15 protein-coding genes are annotated in these 16387 nt (G+C 71.5%); 10 read left to right on the plus strand and 5 right to left on the minus strand.

Annotation, left to right across the window (positions count from 1 at the left end):
• Positions 1–24 precede the first annotated feature (24 nt).
• Complete coding sequence (locus EAO77_RS08870; protein WP_147987483.1) at positions 25–1482, plus strand: aldehyde dehydrogenase family protein; 1458 nt, start codon at positions 25–27, stop codon at positions 1480–1482.
• Positions 1483–1632: 150 nt separating this feature from the next.
• Positions 1633–2178, plus strand: coding sequence for a DinB family protein (locus EAO77_RS08875; protein ID WP_147987484.1), 546 nt, complete (start codon positions 1633–1635; stop codon positions 2176–2178).
• A 45-nt stretch (positions 2179–2223) separates the two neighbouring features.
• Here EAO77_RS08875 and EAO77_RS08880 read toward each other — a convergent pair whose 3' ends face one another.
• On the minus strand, positions 2224–2925 hold the full coding sequence (locus EAO77_RS08880) for a bleomycin resistance protein (RefSeq protein ID WP_147987485.1): 702 nt from the start codon (positions 2923–2925) through the stop codon (positions 2224–2226).
• A gap of 39 nt (positions 2926–2964) precedes the next feature.
• On the opposite strand from EAO77_RS08880, the gene EAO77_RS08885 reads away from it, so the two are divergent.
• Positions 2965–3606 carry a PadR family transcriptional regulator gene (locus tag EAO77_RS08885; protein ID WP_147987486.1) on the plus strand — a complete coding sequence of 214 codons (642 nt, stop codon included), beginning with the start codon at positions 2965–2967 and terminating at the stop codon, positions 3604–3606.
• A gap of 17 nt (positions 3607–3623) precedes the next feature.
• Here the strand turns inward: EAO77_RS08885 and EAO77_RS08890 are convergent, their stop codons facing one another.
• Together EAO77_RS08890 and EAO77_RS08895 are read right to left on the minus strand one after the other, a co-directional pair.
• A complete protein-coding gene (locus EAO77_RS08890) occupies positions 3624–5048 on the minus strand; it encodes a glutamate decarboxylase (RefSeq protein WP_147987487.1) in 1425 nt (474 codons plus the stop codon).
• A 151-nt stretch (positions 5049–5199) separates the two neighbouring features.
• Positions 5200–5565: a YbjQ family protein gene (locus EAO77_RS08895; protein WP_147987488.1), complete on the minus strand. Its 366-nt coding sequence runs from the start codon at positions 5563–5565 to the stop codon at positions 5200–5202.
• Positions 5566–5702: 137 nt separating this feature from the next.
• Between EAO77_RS08895 and EAO77_RS08900 the strand changes: the two genes are divergently transcribed.
• Positions 5703–6395, plus strand: coding sequence for a DedA family protein (locus EAO77_RS08900; protein WP_147987489.1), 693 nt, complete (start codon positions 5703–5705; stop codon positions 6393–6395).
• Between the two features lie 94 nt (positions 6396–6489).
• Here the strand turns inward: EAO77_RS08900 and EAO77_RS08905 are convergent, their stop codons facing one another.
• On the minus strand, positions 6490–8160 hold the full coding sequence (locus tag EAO77_RS08905) for a threonine/serine exporter ThrE family protein (RefSeq protein ID WP_147987490.1): 1671 nt from the start codon (positions 8158–8160) through the stop codon (positions 6490–6492).
• A gap of 136 nt (positions 8161–8296) precedes the next feature.
• Complete coding sequence (locus EAO77_RS08910) at positions 8297–8791, minus strand: inorganic diphosphatase (RefSeq protein ID WP_108151010.1); 495 nt, start codon at positions 8789–8791, stop codon at positions 8297–8299.
• A 97-nt stretch (positions 8792–8888) separates the two neighbouring features.
• On the opposite strand from EAO77_RS08910, the gene dacB reads away from it, so the two are divergent.
• The 6 genes from dacB to folE all read left to right on the plus strand — a co-directional run bounded on the left by dacB (position 8889) and on the right by folE (position 16329).
• Positions 8889–10292, plus strand: a complete 1404-nt coding sequence (gene dacB / locus EAO77_RS08915) for a D-alanyl-D-alanine carboxypeptidase/D-alanyl-D-alanine-endopeptidase (RefSeq protein WP_147987491.1) — start codon at positions 8889–8891, stop codon at positions 10290–10292.
• Between the two features lie 85 nt (positions 10293–10377).
• A complete protein-coding gene (locus EAO77_RS08920; RefSeq protein WP_147987492.1) occupies positions 10378–11523 on the plus strand; it encodes a zinc-dependent metalloprotease in 1146 nt (381 codons plus the stop codon).
• 232 nt (positions 11524–11755) lie between these two features.
• Entirely contained in the window at positions 11756–12820 is a 1065-nt protein-coding gene (tilS, locus tag EAO77_RS08925; protein WP_147987493.1) for a tRNA lysidine(34) synthetase TilS, read from the plus strand.
• 40 nt (positions 12821–12860) lie between these two features.
• Positions 12861–13400 (plus strand): hypoxanthine phosphoribosyltransferase, encoded by a 540-nt coding sequence (gene hpt, locus EAO77_RS08930; protein ID WP_147989038.1) that lies wholly within the window; start codon positions 12861–12863, stop codon positions 13398–13400.
• A gap of 187 nt (positions 13401–13587) precedes the next feature.
• On the plus strand, positions 13588–15612 hold the full coding sequence (gene ftsH, locus EAO77_RS08935; RefSeq protein ID WP_147987494.1) for an ATP-dependent zinc metalloprotease FtsH: 2025 nt from the start codon (positions 13588–13590) through the stop codon (positions 15610–15612).
• A gap of 111 nt (positions 15613–15723) precedes the next feature.
• On the plus strand, positions 15724–16329 hold the full coding sequence (folE, locus tag EAO77_RS08940; RefSeq protein WP_147987495.1) for a GTP cyclohydrolase I FolE: 606 nt from the start codon (positions 15724–15726) through the stop codon (positions 16327–16329).
• Positions 16330–16387: the final 58 nt, after the last annotated feature.

The following is a 16387-nucleotide window of genomic DNA, read 5'->3' on the forward strand; positions in this document are numbered from 1 at the left end:
ATTCGCCCATGGAGCAGTGATCGCATGTCCTTCTTCACCGAACTGGCACTTCAGTACATAGACGGCGAGTGGAAGCCCGGCAGCGGCTCCTGGGACATCATCGACTTCAACCCGTACGACGGGGAGAAGCTCGCGTCCATCACCGTCGCCACCGCGGCCGAGGTCGACCAGGCGTACCGCGCCGCGGAGCGCGCCCAGGAGCCGTGGGCCGAGACCAACCCGTACACCCGCCGGCTGGTGTTCGAGAAAGCCCTGCGCATCATCGAGGACCGCGAGCAGGAGATCGCCGGGGCGATCGTCGCGGAGCTCGGCGGCACGCATCTGAAGGCCGCCTTCGAGCTGCATCTGGCCAAGGAGTTCCTGCGCGAGGCGATCCAGCTGGCGCTCCGGCCCGAGGGGCGCATCCTGCCCTCGCCCGTCGACGGCAAGGAGAACCGGGTCTACCGGGTCCCGGTCGGCGTGGTGGGCGTGATCAGCCCGTTCAACTTCCCCTTCCTGCTGTCGATCAAGTCCGTCGCCCCGGCCCTCGCGCTCGGCAACGCGGTGGTGCTGAAGCCGCACCAGAACACGCCCGTCTGCGGCGGCTCCCTCGTCGCCAAGGTCTTCGAGGACGCGGGGCTCCCGCCCGGCCTGCTGAACGTGGTCGTCACCGACATCGCCGAGATAGGCGACGCCCTCCTGGAGCACCCGGTCCCGAAGGCGATCTCCTTCACCGGGTCCGACAAGGTGGGCCGCCATGTCGCGACCGTCTGCGCGGCCAACTTCAAGCACGCCATCCTCGAACTCGGCGGCAACAGCGCCCTGATCGTGCTCGACGACGCCGACGTCGACTACGCCGTCGACGCGGCCGTCTTCAGCCGCTTCGTGCACCAGGGGCAGGTCTGCATGGCCGCCAACCGCATCCTCGTCGACCGCTCGGTGGAGGCGCAGTTCACCGAGAAGTTCGTCGCCAAGGTGCGGACGCTGAAGGTCGGCGACCCCTCGGACCCGGCCACCCACATCGGTCCGCTGATCAACTCCTCCCAGGCCGAGGCGGTCTCCTCGCTGGTGGAGCAGACGGTCCAAGCGGGCGCGACCGCCCTGGTGCACGGCACGACCGAGGGCAACCTGGTGGCTCCCTCGGTGCTCACCGGGATCCCGGCCGGCTCGCCCGTGCTCACCCAGGAGATCTTCGGCCCGGTGGCGCTGGTCATCCCGTTCGACGGCGAGGACGAGGCCGTGCGGATCGCCAACGACACCCCCTACGGCCTCAGCGGGGCCGTGCACACGGCGGACGTCGAGCGCGGCGTCCGGATCGCCAAGCGGGTCCGCACCGGCATGATCCACATCAACGACGGCACGGTCCACGACGAGCCGATCGTCCCCTTCGGCGGGGAGAAGCAGTCCGGTGTGGGCCGCCTGAACGGCGACGCGATGCTGGACGCCTTCACCACCCAGAAGTGGATCTCGGTCCAGCACGGCCGCTCGCGCTTCCCGTTCTGACCGCCGGGCCGTCCGCGGGGCCGCGTGCCGTGGCCCTTCGCCGACACGTGGGGCGCCCAGGGACCCTTGAGGACAGAAGTCGTCCTCAAGGGTCCGTAGCGTGTGGGGTGTGGGAAGGGAGGCCCTTCCCCCGACCGGAAGGCGGACATCATGGTCACTCACGTTCCCTCGGAGGCGCACGGTGACGAGCGCGGCGCGCTGATCTCCTTCGTCGAGGCGCAGCGCGGTGCCCTCCGGCGTTCGGTGCTCGGCCTGACCGAGGAGCAGGCCGCGAGCCGTCCGAGCGCCAGCGAGCTCTCCCTCTCCGGTCTGCTCAAGCACGTCGCGGAGACGGAGCTGAACTGGCTGCGGATGGCGCAGCGGAAGCCGAACGAGAGGGCGCGGACCCAGGAGACCTGGGGCGACAGCTTCCGTCTCGTGGACGGCGAGTCGATCCCGGACGTGCTGGCGTTCTGGGAATCCGTCGCCCGGGAGACCGAGGAGTTCGTCCGCTCGGTGCCGAGCCTGGACGACACCTTCCCGCTGCCCGAGGCGCCGTGGTTCCCGAAGGACGGCGAGGTGTCGATGCGCTGGCTGATGCTGCACCTGGTCGAGGAGATCGGGCGGCACGCGGGCCACGCGGACATCATCCGGGAATCGCTCGACGGCAAGGGCGCGTTCGACCTGGTCGCCATGGAGGGCGCCGCCGGCCGGTGAGGCGACGGCGTGGGCCCGGCGGTGTGCCGGGCCCACGCCCGCGGTTCAGCCCCGCAGGTCGCGCAGGCGTGCCAGCGCGTCCGCCGCCGCCTCCCGCTCCGGCCCGCTCAGCTCCACCTCGGCGGCCCGGTCCAGGGTGGCGGCGGCCAGCGCGTCGTCGCCGAGCCGCCCGGCGATGTCGCCCCGCAGCACCAGCAGCCGCAGCAGCTGCTCGGGGGTCGGCCGCGCGTCGTCGCGGGCGAGCGCCCGGTCGACGATCCTGGCGGCTCCCGGCAGATCCTCCTTGGAGTCCGCGAAGAGGTCGGCCATGTGCAGCGCCTTCGCGAAGGTCTCCCGGGGGACGGGCGCGAGGCTCTTGTCCTCGGCGATCTCCTGTCCGACCCGCACGGAGTTCCCGCCGGGGTCGGACATCAGGAACTGGCGCATCCCGTAGGACATGTCCTTCAGCGGGCCGATGCGCGGCAGGCCGCGCCGGGGGATCCGCCCGTACGCCTCCTTCAGGCCGCCGCGGAACGTCTCGTAGAGGGCGTCCACGTCGTCCGTGACGATGTAGACGCCGGAGTAGGAGCCGGCCGGCTCGTAGTCCTTCATGCCGAAGAACTGGAGTTCGACGGAGCCGCGCCGGACGGCCGCGTACGGGTAGGGGCTCTTCTGGAGGTAGGTCGTCTCGAAACCCAGGGCGGTGTAGAAATCGACGACCGGCTGGATGGCCCGGCAGGGGAGGAGCGGGATGGTCTTCTCGGTCATACCGCTACCCTAGTCAAAGTTGAATAGAAGGGAACCGCGATGTCGGCGATCCGGCTTCTGGTCCTCGGCGCCGTGCGCCAGCACGGCCGGGCCCACGGCTACCAGGTCCGCAACGACCTGGAGTTCTGGGGCGCCCACGAGTGGTCGAACGCCAAACCGGGCTCGATCTACCACGCCCTCAAGCAGATGGCGAAGCAGGGACTGCTGCACGCCCACGAGACCGCGCCCTCCACCGCGGGCGGTCCGCCGCGCACCGAGTACGAGATCACCGACGCGGGCACCGAGGAGTACTTCGCCCTGCTGCGGGCGTCCCTGACCGCGCACGACCAGAGGACGGACGTGCTGTCGGCGGCGATCGGGTTCATCGTCGACCTCCCGCGCGACGAGGCCGTCGCCCTGCTGACCGAGCGCGTGCGCGGCATCGAGGAGTGGCGGGCCTCGGTGACCGGCTACTACACGCCGGAGGAGGGCCCCGAGGTCCTCGGCCACATCGGAGAGATCATGCAGCTGTGGGTCGCGTCCGCGGACTTCGGCGCGGAATGGACCCGCGGACTCGTCGCGCGCATCGAGGCGGGCGCGTACACCTTCGCCGGCGAGGGCGAGCCCTTCGTCGGCGTCCTCGCCGAGGGCGAGGACAACCCGTACGCGACGGGCGAGTACCACGCCGGCGACGACGGCTGAGTCCGGGGCGGGCCCGCTCAGTGGTGGAAGGCCGTGGCCGCCGCCGCGTCCCTGCTCAGCGGATGCGGCTGGTCGCGCAGCTCCGGCAGCAGCTGCCGCAGGTCCTCCATCAGCAGCTCCGCCAGATCGGCCGAGAAGCCGTTGCGGCACACCACCCGCAGCACCGAGAGGTCCTCCCGGTGGGGCGGGAAGGTGTACGCGGGCACCAGCCAGCCCCGCTCGCGCAGCCTGCGCGACACGTCGAACACGTCGAAGCGGGTGACGTCGTCAGCCGTCGTGAAGGCGAACACCGGCAGCTCGTCGCCGTGCGTGAGCAGCCGGAAGTCCTCCAGCTCACCGATCCGCCGGGCCAGCCCCCGCGCGATGTCCCGGGCGGCCTGCTGCACGGCCCGGTAGCCCGCGCGCCCCAGCCTGAGGAACGTGTAGTACTGGGCGACCACCTGAGCGCCCGGCCGGGAGAAGTTGAGGGCGAACGTCGGCATGTCGCCGCCCAGGTAGTTCACCCGGAACACCAGCTCCTCGGGCAGCTCGGCGGGAGAGCGCCACAGCGCCCAGCCGACGCCCGGGTAGACCAGGCCGTACTTGTGCCCGGACGTGTTGATCGAGGACACCCGGGGCAGCCGGAAGTCCCACACCAGGTCCTCGTCGAGGAACGGGGCCACCATCGCCCCGGAGGCGCCGTCCACATGGACCGGGACGTCGAGCCCGGTGCGCTCCCGGAGCGCGTCGAGCGCCGCGCACACCTCGGCCACCGGTTCGTAGGACCCGTCGAAGGTCGAACCGAGCACGGCGACGACACCGATGGTGTTCTCGTCGCAGAGGGCGGCGGCGGCCCCCGGGTCCAGATGGAAGCGCTCGCCCTCCATCGGCACCAGCCGGGCCTCCACCTCCCAGAAGGTGCAGAACTTCTCCCAGCAGACCTGCACGTTGACGCCCATCACCAGGTTGGGCCGGGCCGATCCGGGATAGCGGTCCGCGTTCCGCCGCGCCCAGCGCCGCTTCAGCGCCATCCCGGCGAGCATGCACGCCTCGCTGGACCCGGTCGTCGAGCAGCCCACCGCCGTGGACGGGTCCGGGGCGTGCCACAGATCGGCGAGCATCGACACGCACCGGCGCTCCAGCTCGGCGGTACGCGGGTACTCGTCCTTGTCGATCATGTTCTTGTCGCGGCACTCGCCCATCAGGACGTCCGCCTGGGGTTCCATCCAGGTGGTCACGAAGGTCGCCAGGTTCAGCCGTGAGTTCCCGTCGAGCATCAGCTCGTCGTGGACCAGCTGATAGGCGGTGGCCGGCGCCAGCGGTCCGTCGGGGAGGCGGTGCGTGGGCGGTGCCGACGCCATCCCGGCGACGGGGTCGGCCTCGCCGAAGAAGGGGTTGAGGGAGAGCCGGTCCCGCTCCTGTGTGCCCTCGCCCGGGTCCGCCGCGCCTTGGTGCAGTGCCATACGTCTCAGGCTCGTACGGGGTCGTACCGCACGCAACGGGAGATGCCGGCAGGGACCGGGCCGGGCCGGGCCGGCGCCGTCGTGGCGCGCGGCGCGTGATCCGGGGCCGGGGCCGGGCCTGGGACACCCTCCCGGTCCCGCCCCCGCCGCGTCACACCCGCGTGATCACGACCGCGGTTCCGTAGGCACACACCTCGGTGCCCACGTCCGCCGCCTCGCTGACGTCGAAGCGGAACGCCAGCACCGCGTTGGCGCCCCGGCTCCGTGCCTGCTCGACCAGGCGCTCCATGGCCTGGTTGCGGGTCTCGACCAGGGTCTTGGTCAGACCCCTCAGCTCACCGCCGATCATCGATTTGAGCCCCGCCCCGATCTGGCTGCCCAGATGCCGTGAGCGGACGGTCAGTCCGAAGACCTCACCGACCACCTGCTCCACCCGGTGACCCGGCACGTCGTTGGTCGTGACGACCAGTACGTCGCTGCCCGGGCCCTGTCCGCCGCCGTAGTCCTCGATACCCATGGATCCAGCTTCCCGGCCCCTCGCCCCGGGCGCATCCGCGAAGCGCCGGTGGAACGCGGGCACCTTCCTGTGCGTTGATAGCTTTGGGCGGCCGACCATTGCCGACCGACCTACACCACAACAGGAGTCCGGACCTCGTGAACACCCTTGCGCTCGGGCCGAGCTGGCTCGACCCGGACTATCTGATCACCACATTCGGGCTGATCGGCGTCCTGGTCATCGTCTTCGCCGAATCCGGACTGCTCATCGGCTTCTTCCTCCCCGGTGACTCGCTGCTGTTCACCACCGGTCTGCTGGTGACCACGGGCAAGATCGACATGCCGCTCTGGCTGGTGTGCCTGCTGATCGTGCTGGCCGCCGTCATCGGCGACCAGGTCGGCTATCTCTTCGGCCGCAAGGTGGGTCCCGCCCTCTTCAAGCGTCCGGACTCCAAGCTGTTCAAGCAGGAGAACGTCGAGAAGGCCCACGAGTTCTTCGAGAAGTACGGCCCGAAGTCCCTCGTCCTGGCGCGCTTCGTCCCCATCGTGCGCACGTTCACGCCGATCATCGCCGGTGTGAGCCGGATGAACTACCGCTCCTTCGTCACCTTCAACGTCATCGGCGGCGTGCTGTGGGGCGCCGGTGTCACGCTGCTGGGCGCCGCCCTCGGCAAGGTGGACTTCGTCCACGAGAACATCGAGGCGATCCTGATCCTGATCGTCCTGATCTCGGTCGTCCCGATCGCGATCGAGTTCCTGCGGGCCCGCTCCAAGGCCAAGAAGGCGGCCGCCGCCGGAGAGGGCCCCGACACCACGCCGCCGTCCTCGCGCGGCCGGCACGCCAAGCGCTGACCCCGTACACCCGGAGCGCTCCCGGCCCGCCGCCCGCGGCCGCCGGGAGCGCTTCGCCGTTCCCGGCCCCGGCGCGGGGATCGCGTGCGCAGTCTCAGAAGCCGCGGGTCCGCTTGGCCGCGCGGCGTCCGCCCGGCTGCTGCTCGCCCGGGACGCCCGCGACACCCGGGACCCGCAGGAAGAGCCGGGTGGTCTCCGCGCCGAGGTTCACCCCGATCGCGATGGCCAGCGCCAGCGCCGCCGCCTTGCTGAGCGAGGCGAGGCCCGGGTTGAGGTCGCCCCGGGCGATGGAGAGCAGCCCGAAGTACGTCGCGCTGCCGGGCAGCAGCGGGCCGATCGCGGCCGTGACGTACGGCAGGGCGGAGGCGAAGCGGTAGCGGGCCAGCATCTGCCCGAAGATGCCCACCAGGCCCGCCGCGGCGGCCGTCGCCGCGACCGGCGACACCTGCGCGGTGTCCGCCAGCGCCCCGTAGACGACCCAGGCGACTCCGCCGTTGAGCGTGACCAGCCACACCGTCGCGCGTTCCTGCTGGAGCATCACGGCGAAGCACAGCGACAGGGTCATCGCGGCGAGGGTCTGCACCACCGGCCGCTCCACGCTGTGGATCGCGGTCTCGGGCTGGAGACCGGCGTCGAGCGCGAAGCCGAGATAGAGCACGCCCAGCACACCGACGACGATGCCGACGACGAGATAGCCCACCTCCAGCAGCCGGGCCGCCGCCGTGATGTAGAAGCCGGTGAGCCCGTCCTGGACGCCGGCCACCAGCGCCCGTCCCGGGATCAGCGCGAACAGGCCACCGGTGATGACCGCCGACGCCCGTACCTCCAGCGGGGACAGCGAGAGCGCCACGCCGACCGCGGCCGGCGGCATCGCGGCGGCCACGAACTGGTAGAACTCCGGCAGCCCGCGCCCGGCGGCCAGCCAGGCCAGCCGGTCGCCGAGCATGGCGCTCACCGCCGCCGCCAGGAACACCACCAGGTCACCGCCGACCAGCACCGACGCCGCGCCCGCGAGCAGGCCCCCGGCGAGCGTCAGCGCCCAGCCGGGGAAGGGGTGCCGGTTGCGCCGGATCTCCGCGAGCCGCCGGTACGCCTCCTCCAGCGTGACCTCGGACTCCTCCACGCTGATGTCGTGGACGAGCTTGTACACCGCGGCGAGCCGGGTGTAGTCGGTGCCGCGCCGCCTCACGGTGCGGTTGGCCGTCACCGGGTCGTCCACCAGGGACGGCTGGTAGGTGATCGACAGCAGCGTGAAGGTGACGGTCGGCTCGCAGCGGTCCAGGCCGTACGAGCGCGAGATGGCGAACATGGCCGCCTCGACGTCCTCGGCACCCTCGCCGCCCGCGAGCAGCAGCTCACCGATGCGCAGCGTCAGGTCGAGCACGCGCGGCACCGCGGGGCCGGATTCGTCCTGCCGGTGCGCCGTCTCCGGCACCGGCCGTTCGCCCACCGGCATCCGCAGCATGGCCCGCATCCGGTCCTGCCACGGGGCGTCCTTGGTCAGCCGGACGACGGGGATGCCGTGCGCGGGGGTGAAGGCGGGCGGCGAGTTCCTGGCGCTGTACGTGGACGGCGGCGCGAAGGCCGAGCCCTCCGGTTCGGGTGGCGGTTCGGGGACGAGCCCCTGCGGAACGGCGAACTCCGAACTGGGGTGGTCTTCTTCGGGCGGCTCCGGCTGCTCCACCCCCGCCGGAGCGGTGAAGGCACTGTGGGCCTCGTCGGACTGAGGTTTCCGGTCTTCCGGACCCTCGGGCTCCGCCACCACTCGTCGTCCTCGCTCCCTCTCGTTCCAGCCCCCGTCCGGCGCTTCTGCCCAGTATGGGCACGGACATGGGGTGACACGCGACGCGGGCGGGACACCCAGGGTGTCCCGCCCGCGCCGGAGCATCTGCCGACTGGCGTCAGTGAGCGCCGCCCTGCGCCTCCAGGCGCTTGTAGGAGGCCTCGATCTCGGCCTCGGCCTCGGTGCGGCCGACCCAGTTGGCACCCTCGACGGACTTGCCGGGCTCCAGGTCCTTGTAGACCTCGAAGAAGTGCTGGATCTCCAGGCGGTCGAACTCCGACACGTGGTGGATGTCGCGCAGGTGCTCGACACGCGGGTCGGAGGCGGGGACGCACAGCAGCTTGTCGTCGCCGCCGGCCTCGTCCGTCATCCGGAACATGCCGATGGCGCGGCACTTGATCAGGCAGCCGGGGAAGGTCGGCTCGTCGAGGATGACCAGCGCGTCCAGCGGGTCGCCGTCCTCGCCGAGGGTGTTCTCCACGAAGCCGTAGTCGGCCGGGTAGCTGGTCGAGGTGAAGAGTCGACGGTCCAGGCGGATCCGACCGGTCTCGTGGTCCACCTCGTACTTGTTCCGCGACCCCTTCGGGATCTCGATGGTGACGTCGAACTCCACGGGTGGCTCCTCCATGATCAAGACATAGCAAGACGCGATTGACGGTGGTTAAGTGTCCCTCACGCACGGGTGTGATCGCGAAAGGGGCTGGTGCGGGGTGCCGAAGGTCAGGACGTGGCAGCTCGCGGCGGGTGCGGCCGTGGTCGGCCTCGCCCTCTCCGCCGGGGCGGTTGCCGCGGCGGGGCCCTGGGACACGGGTCAGCGTAAGGCCGAGCGGCAGTGGGCGGCCGCCCCCGGGCGCACGGGTGGCACACATCACGAGGTCCCGGCCGCGAAGCGGCCCGCCCCGGCGCCCAGCGCCCCCGCCGTGCTGTCCGCGCTGGGCGGGAGCACGACGCGGGCCGCCGAGGCGCCCGCGACGCCGCCCGCGGCCCTGGCGAAGACGCTCGGCCCCCTGCTCGCCGACCCCGGCCTCGGCCCGTCGCCCGCCGCCTGCGTGATCGACCTCACGACGGGCGAGCGGCTCTGGGGCAGCCGCGCGGCCGAGCCGATGACCCCCGCCTCGACCGTCAAGATCGCCACGGCGGTCGCGGCCCTCGCCGCGCCGGGTCCCGGCCACCGCATCCCCACCACGGTGGTCGCCGCGCCCGGGGCGCGGCAGATCACCCTGGTCGGCGGCGGCGACGCCTCCCTCGACCGGGCACGCCTGGCGACCCTCGCCGACCGCACCGCCGAGGCGCTGCGCGAGAACGGGACCGCCGGCGTCCGCCTCGGGTACGACACCTCGCTCTACCGCGGCCCGCTGCTGCACCCCATCGGGCCCAACGACAACATCGCCCCCGTCAGCGCGCTCATGGTCGACCAGGGCCGCAACGACCCCCGGAGCACCGGCCCCGCCACGCGTTCCGCCGACCCCGCGCGGGAGGCCGCCCGGGTCTTCGCCGACCTGCTGCGCGAACGCGGCGTACGGGTCTCCGGGGCCCCCGCACCGGGCCGCGCCGCGACCGAGGCGGTGCCCCTGGCACAGGTGCTCTCGGTGCCGGTGTCCGCGCTCGTCGAGCGCATGCTGACCACCAGCGACAACGACATCGCCGAGTCGCTCGCCCGTCAGACCGCGCTCGCCTCCGGCGGCAGGGCGGACTTCGCCGGCGCGTCCGAGGCCGTCACCGCGCAGCTGCGCAGGCTCCAGCTGCCGGTCACCGGGGCCCGTTTCGCCGACGGCAGCGGCCTGGACCGCCGGGACAGGGTCTCCGCCGAACTCCTCACCGCGCTGCTCGCCCGCTCGGCCGACCCCGCCCACCCCGAGCTGCGGCACGTGCTGACCGGCCTGCCCGTCGCCGGCTTCACCGGCACGCTCGACGACCGGTACGGCCCCGCATCCGCCGCCTCCGGACTCGTCCGCGCCAAGACCGGCACGCTCACCGGCGTCAACGCCCTGGCGGGGACGGTGGCCGGTGCGGACGGACGGTTGCTCGGCTTCTCGTTCCTCGCGCGGGACACCCCTTCGCCGTACGAGGCGCAGGCGGCCCTGGACCGCCTCGCCGCGGCCCTCACGGGCTGACGGCGGCCCCCGCACGGCCTTCGCCGGGTATCCGTCGGCCGCCGACACCTCTCCGTCCCCCGGGTCGAGAACGTACGGTTGACGCATGACGAGCATCGGTGGTGCCGAGATGGTCGACTGGAACCTCGCCGTGGCGACCGCGACCCGCTTCGTGCGGCCGGGGCCCGACGTGAGCCGGGACGAGGCGCGTGCCGTCGTCGCCGAGCTCCGCCGGCACGCCAAGGCGTCCGAGGAACATGTGCGCGCCTTCACGGGGATGATCCCGGAGGGCTCCCGTCCGCAGGACACCCCGGTCCTCGTGGTGGACCGGGCGGGATGGGTCAAGGCCAACGTGGCGGGCTTCCGCGAACTGCTGAGGCCCCTTCTGGACAAGATGCAGGAACGCAGGTCGGGCTCGGCCGGCGGCGCCGTGCTGGGCGCGGTCGGCGGCAAGGTGACCGGCGTGGAGCTGGGGATGCTGCTGTCCTTCCTCGCCTCCCGGGTCCTCGGCCAGTACGAGACGTTCGCCCCCGCCTCCCGCGACCTGCCCGCCGGCGACCCGGCGGACCCGGGCGGGAACGGCGGCGGCCGCCTCCTGCTCGTGGCGCCCAACATCGTCCACGTCGAGCGCGAACTGGGCGTGGACCCGCACGACTTCCGGCTGTGGGTCTGTCTCCACGAGGAGACCCACCGCACCCAGTTCACCGGCGTCCCCTGGCTGCGCGCCCACCTGGAGGGCGAGATCCAGTCATTCCTCGGTGAGACGGACGTCGATCCGATGACCTTCCTCGAACGGCTCCGGGAGGCCGCCCAGTCCCTCGCCGGCGCCCGCCCCGAGGGCGAGGAGGACGAGGGCCGCTCGATCGTCGAACTGGTGCAGACGCCCGCCCAGCGCGAGATCCTCGCCCGGCTGACCGCCGTGATGTCCCTCCTGGAGGGCCACGCGGACTACGTGATGGACGGGGTCGGCCCCGACGTCGTCCCGTCGGTGGCGGAGATCCGGGAGAAGTTCCAGCAGCGCAGGGCCCGCGGCGCCAGCCGCCTCGACCTCGCGCTGCGCAAGCTCCTCGGCCTGGATGCCAAACTGCGCCAGTACCGCGACGGGGAGCGCTTCGTGCGGGCCGTGGTCGACGAGGTGGGGATGGACGGCTTCAACCGGGTCTGGACGTCCCCCAACACCCTCCCGACCAAGGCCGAGATCGCCAAACCGGCGGACTGGGTCGCGCGGGTGCACCGCAGAGCGGAGTCGTGAACGGGCGGAGCGGAGTCGTGAACGGCAGGACGCGCGTGGCACAGGCGCGCCCCTCCAATCACCCGTCCGAGGGACCGTAGGCCGTGGATAGGCGTGCAATGCTCGGGTATTGGCTCGGTTCTGTCACCATCGACGCACTCTGAGTGACCGGCTCGGGGTGGCCGGCCCCTGGGGCCGCCCCCGGTCGGCACCCGAGCCACCCCCTCCCGAATCTTCACGAAGGGAACCGGACATGGGTCCCCATCCTGCGGTCGCGGCGATACGCCTGGCGGTCCGCCGCGTCCTCCACGAAGTCCTCACCCAGCACGCCGTGCACTCCGGCGGTGCCGCGCTCGCGGCCTCCTCCCCGGCCCGCGCCCCCGGCGGCGTCGCGACGCACCGGCGGCAGCCGCTCGTGCTCGTCGCCTGCTCCGGCGGCGCCGATTCCATGGCGCTCGCCTCCGCCCTCGCCTTCGAGGCCCCCAGACTCTCCGTCCGTGCCGGCGGCATCACCGTCGACCACGGCCTCCAGGACGGCTCCGCCGAGCGCGCCGCGGAGGTCGCCGGACGTCTCGCCGCCATGGACTTCGACCCGGTCGAGGCCGTCACCGTGCGCGTCGGCCGTGCGGGCGGGCCCGAGGCCGCCGCGCGGGACGCCCGTTACGCGGCCCTCGACGAGGCCGCCGAGCGGCTCGGCGCGGCTGCCGTCCTGCTCGGGCACACCCGCGACGACCAGGCCGAGACCGTGCTCCTCGGCCTCGCCCGCGGATCCGGCATCCGCTCGCTGTCCGGCATGGCGGCCGTCTCGGGGGCGGCCGGCCGTTACCGCCGTCCCTTCCTCCAGCTCGACCGGCAGACGGCCCGCAAGGCGTGCCTGGTCCAGTCGCTGCCCGTCTGGGACGACCCGCACAACGTGGACCCGGCCTACACCCGTTCCCGGCTGCGCCACGAGGGTCTGCCCGCCCTGGAGAAGGCGCTCGGCAAGGGCGTCGTCGAAGCGCTCGCCCGCACCGCCCAGCTCTCCCGCGACGACGCCGACGCCCTCGACAGCTGGGCCGCCGACGCGGCCGCCGACGTGCGCGACGACACCGGCGAGCTGGAGTGCGCGAAGCTCTTCTCGCTGCCGCCCGCCGTGCGGCGCCGGGTGCTGCGCAGGGCCGCCATCGAGGCCGGTTCGCCGGCCGGTTCGCTCTTCGCCCGCCATGTCGAGGAGATGGACCGGCTGATCACCGGATGGCGCGGCCAGGGGGCCATCAATCTGCCCGGCCGGGTTCAGGCGCGTCGGCAGGGTGGCAGACTGGTCATTCGGCAAGGCTGAACCGCCGAGACAGAAAGCGACGCGGGTGAACGAGAAGGACATGGGCAGCGACCTCCAGTCGGTGCTCATCACCAAGGAAGAGATCGACGCGAAGCTCGCCGAACTGGCGGCCAAGATCGATGCGGAGTACGCGGGCAAGGACCTGCTCATCGTCGGGGTCCTCAAGGGCGCCGTGATGGTGATGGCTGACCTGGCGCGCGCGCTCGCCACCCCCGTCACCATGGACTGGATGGCGGTGTCCTCGTACGGCGCGGGCACCCAGTCGTCCGGTGTCGTGCGGATCCTCAAGGACCTGGACACCGACATCAAGGGCCGGCACGTCCTGATCGTCGAGGACATCATCGACTCGGGTCTGACCCTGTCGTGGCTGCTCACCAACCTCGGCTCGCGCGAGCCGGCCTCCCTGGAGGTCTGCACGCTGCTGCGCAAGCCGGACGCGGCGAAGGTCGCGATCGACGTGAAGTGGATCGGCTTCGACATCCCCAACGAGTTCGTCGTCGGCTACGGCCTCGACTACGCCGAGAAGTACCGCAACCTCCCGTTCGTCGGCACGCTCGCGCCGCACGTCTACGGGGGCTGAGTCCACGGGCACGCTGGGGAACCCAGCCCGCCTTTCCGCCGTTGGAGCAAGGGAAGGCGGTCGCCCGTGACAATGCTGGGGTACCGTCCCAAGAACAGTTGTCTTTTCCCATAGCAGTCTCATAGCAACTCCCAACAGCGGCATTTACCTACGGGCAGGAGGGACGGGGCGTTCTCGCCCCGTATGGATGGACGTGAAGCGATACTTCCGTGGGCCGGTCATGTGGATCGTGCTGGCCGTCCTCGCCGTGGTCGTGCTGATGCAGGTCGTCGGCTCGTCCGGTGGCTACAAGACGGTGGACACCGGCCAGGTCGTCCAGGCGATCGACAGGAACCAGGTCAAGCAGGCCAAGCTGACCACCGGCGACGAGCAGATCATCAAGATCGAGCTCAAGGAGGGCCAGAAGGTAGACGGCGGCACCAAGGTGCAGGCCAGCTACATCGGCTCCCAGGGTGTCGATCTCGCCGACAAGCTGCAGGAGAAGTTCGAGGCGGGTGAGATCGAGAAGGGCTACACGGTCTCGCCGTCGAAGCAGAGCCCGTTCGTCTCGGTGCTGCTCTCTCTCCTGCCCTTCGTCCTCATCGTCGTGGTGTTCCTGTTCCTGATGAACCAGATGCAGGGCGGCGGCTCCCGGGTCATGAACTTCGGGAAGTCCAAGGCCAAGCTCATCACCAAGGACACCCCCAAGACGACCTTCGCCGACGTGGCGGGGTCCGACGAGGCCGTCGAGGAACTCCACGAGATCAAGGAGTTCCTCCAGGAACCGGCCAAGTTCCAGGCCGTCGGTGCCAAGATCCCGAAGGGCGTGCTGCTGTACGGCCCGCCCGGCACCGGCAAGACCCTGCTGGCCCGCGCCGTCGCGGGTGAGGCCGGCGTCCCGTTCTACTCGATCTCCGGTTCCGACTTCGTCGAGATGTTCGTCGGCGTCGGCGCCTCCCGGGTCCGGGACCTCTTCGAGCAGGCCAAGGCGAACGCGCCGGCCATCGTCTTCGTCGACGAGATCGACGCCGTCGGCCGGCACCGCGGTGCGGGCCTCGGCGGCGGTCACGACGAGCGCGAGCAGACGCTCAACCAGCTGCTCGTCGAGATGGACGGCTTCGACGTCAAGGGCGGCGTCATCCTGATCGCCGCCACCAACCGGCCCGACATCCTCGACCCGGCGCTGCTGCGTCCCGGCCGTTTCGACCGGCAGATCGCGGTCGACCGTCCGGACATGCAGGGCCGTCTCGAGATCCTCAAGGTCCACCAGAAGGGCAAGCCGGTCGCCCCGGACGTCGACCTCGGCGCAGTGGCCCGGCGGACCCCCGGCTTCACCGGCGCCGACCTGTCGAACGTGCTGAACGAAGCGGCGCTCCTGACGGCGCGCAGCGACAAGAAGCTCATCGACAACCACTCGCTGGACGAGGCGATCGACCGCGTGGTGGCGGGCCCGCAGAAGCGGACCCGGATCATGTCGGACAAGGAGAAGAAGATCACCGCGTACCACGAGGGCGGACACGCCCTGGTGGCCGCGGCGTCGCCCAACTCCGACCCCGTCCACAAGATCACGATCCTGTCCCGCGGCCGCGCGCTCGGGTACACGATGGTGCTCCCGGACGAGGACAAGTACTCGACCACGCGCAACGAGATGCTCGACCAGCTCGCCTACATGCTGGGCGGCCGGGCCGCGGAGGAGCTCGTCTTCCACGACCCGACCACCGGCGCCGCGAACGACATCGAGAAGGCGACGGCCACGGCCCGCGCGATGGTCACCCAGTACGGCATGACGGAGCGTCTGGGCGCGATCAAGTTCGGCGGCGACAACTCCGAGCCGTTCCTGGGCCGCGAGATGGCGCACCAGCGCGACTACTCGGAAGAGGTCGCCGCGCTCGTCGACGAAGAGGTCAAGAAGCTGATCGAGACCGCGCACAACGAGGCGTGGGAGATTCTCGTCGAGAACCGGGACGTCCTGGACAACCTGGTCCTCCAGCTCCTGGAGAGGGAGACGCTGGGCAAGGAGGAGATCGCCGAGATCTTCGCGCCGATCGTGAAGCGTCCGGCCCGCCCGGCGTGGACCGGCTCCTCCCGCCGTACCCCCTCCACCCGCCCGCCGGTGCTCTCCCCCAAGGAGCTCGCACTCACCAACGGCGCGGCGAACGGCACGGCACCCACGGTGGCCGACATCACCAAGGCCCCCGCCGAGCCCGTCACCGAGGAACGCCCCGAGGCCTGAGGTACCGCCTCGGCACGGCCCCGGAATGGATGCCGCGTCCCCCAGGTTTTAGCCTGGGGGACGCGGCATTTTCTTATGTCCGTGGTCAGAGCACACAGGAACGAGGCACAGATGACCGACCCGGTGACGCTGAGCGGCGAAGGCAGGATCGCCGAGTTCGACGAGAAGCGGGCGGAGAACGCCGTGCGCGAGCTGCTGCTGGCCGTGGGCGAGGACCCGGACCGCGAGGGCCTGCGGGAGACCCCGGCCCGGGTGGCGCGCGCGTACAAGGAGATCTTCGCCGGTCTCCGGCAGCAGCCCGAGGACGTGCTGACCACCACCTTCGACCTCGGCCACGACGAGATGGTGCTGGTGAAGGACATCGAGGTGTACAGCACCTGCGAGCACCACCTGGTGCCGTTCCGCGGGGTGGCGCACGTCGGCTACATCCCCTCGGTGACCGGCAAGATCACCGGTCTGTCCAAGCTGGCCCGCCTGGTCGACGTCTACGCCCGCCGCCCGCAGGTCCAGGAGCGCATGACCACGCAGATAGCGGACTCCCTGATGAAGATCCTCGAGCCGCGCGGGGTGATCGTCGTCGTCGAGTGCGAGCACATGTGCATGTCGATGCGCGGGATCCGCAAGCCCGGCGCCAAGACGATCACCTCGGCGGTGCGCGGCCAGCTGCGCGACGTGGCCACGCGCAACGAGGCGATGAGCCTGATCATGGCGCGCTGAGCGCCCGCCCTGACGGCCGGCCGTGCGGCCGGCACCGAGGTCGCCGGGAGCGCCCTGC

Source organism: Streptomyces sp. T39 (assembly GCF_008042045.1).
GTDB lineage: Bacteria > Actinomycetota > Actinomycetes > Streptomycetales > Streptomycetaceae > Streptomyces.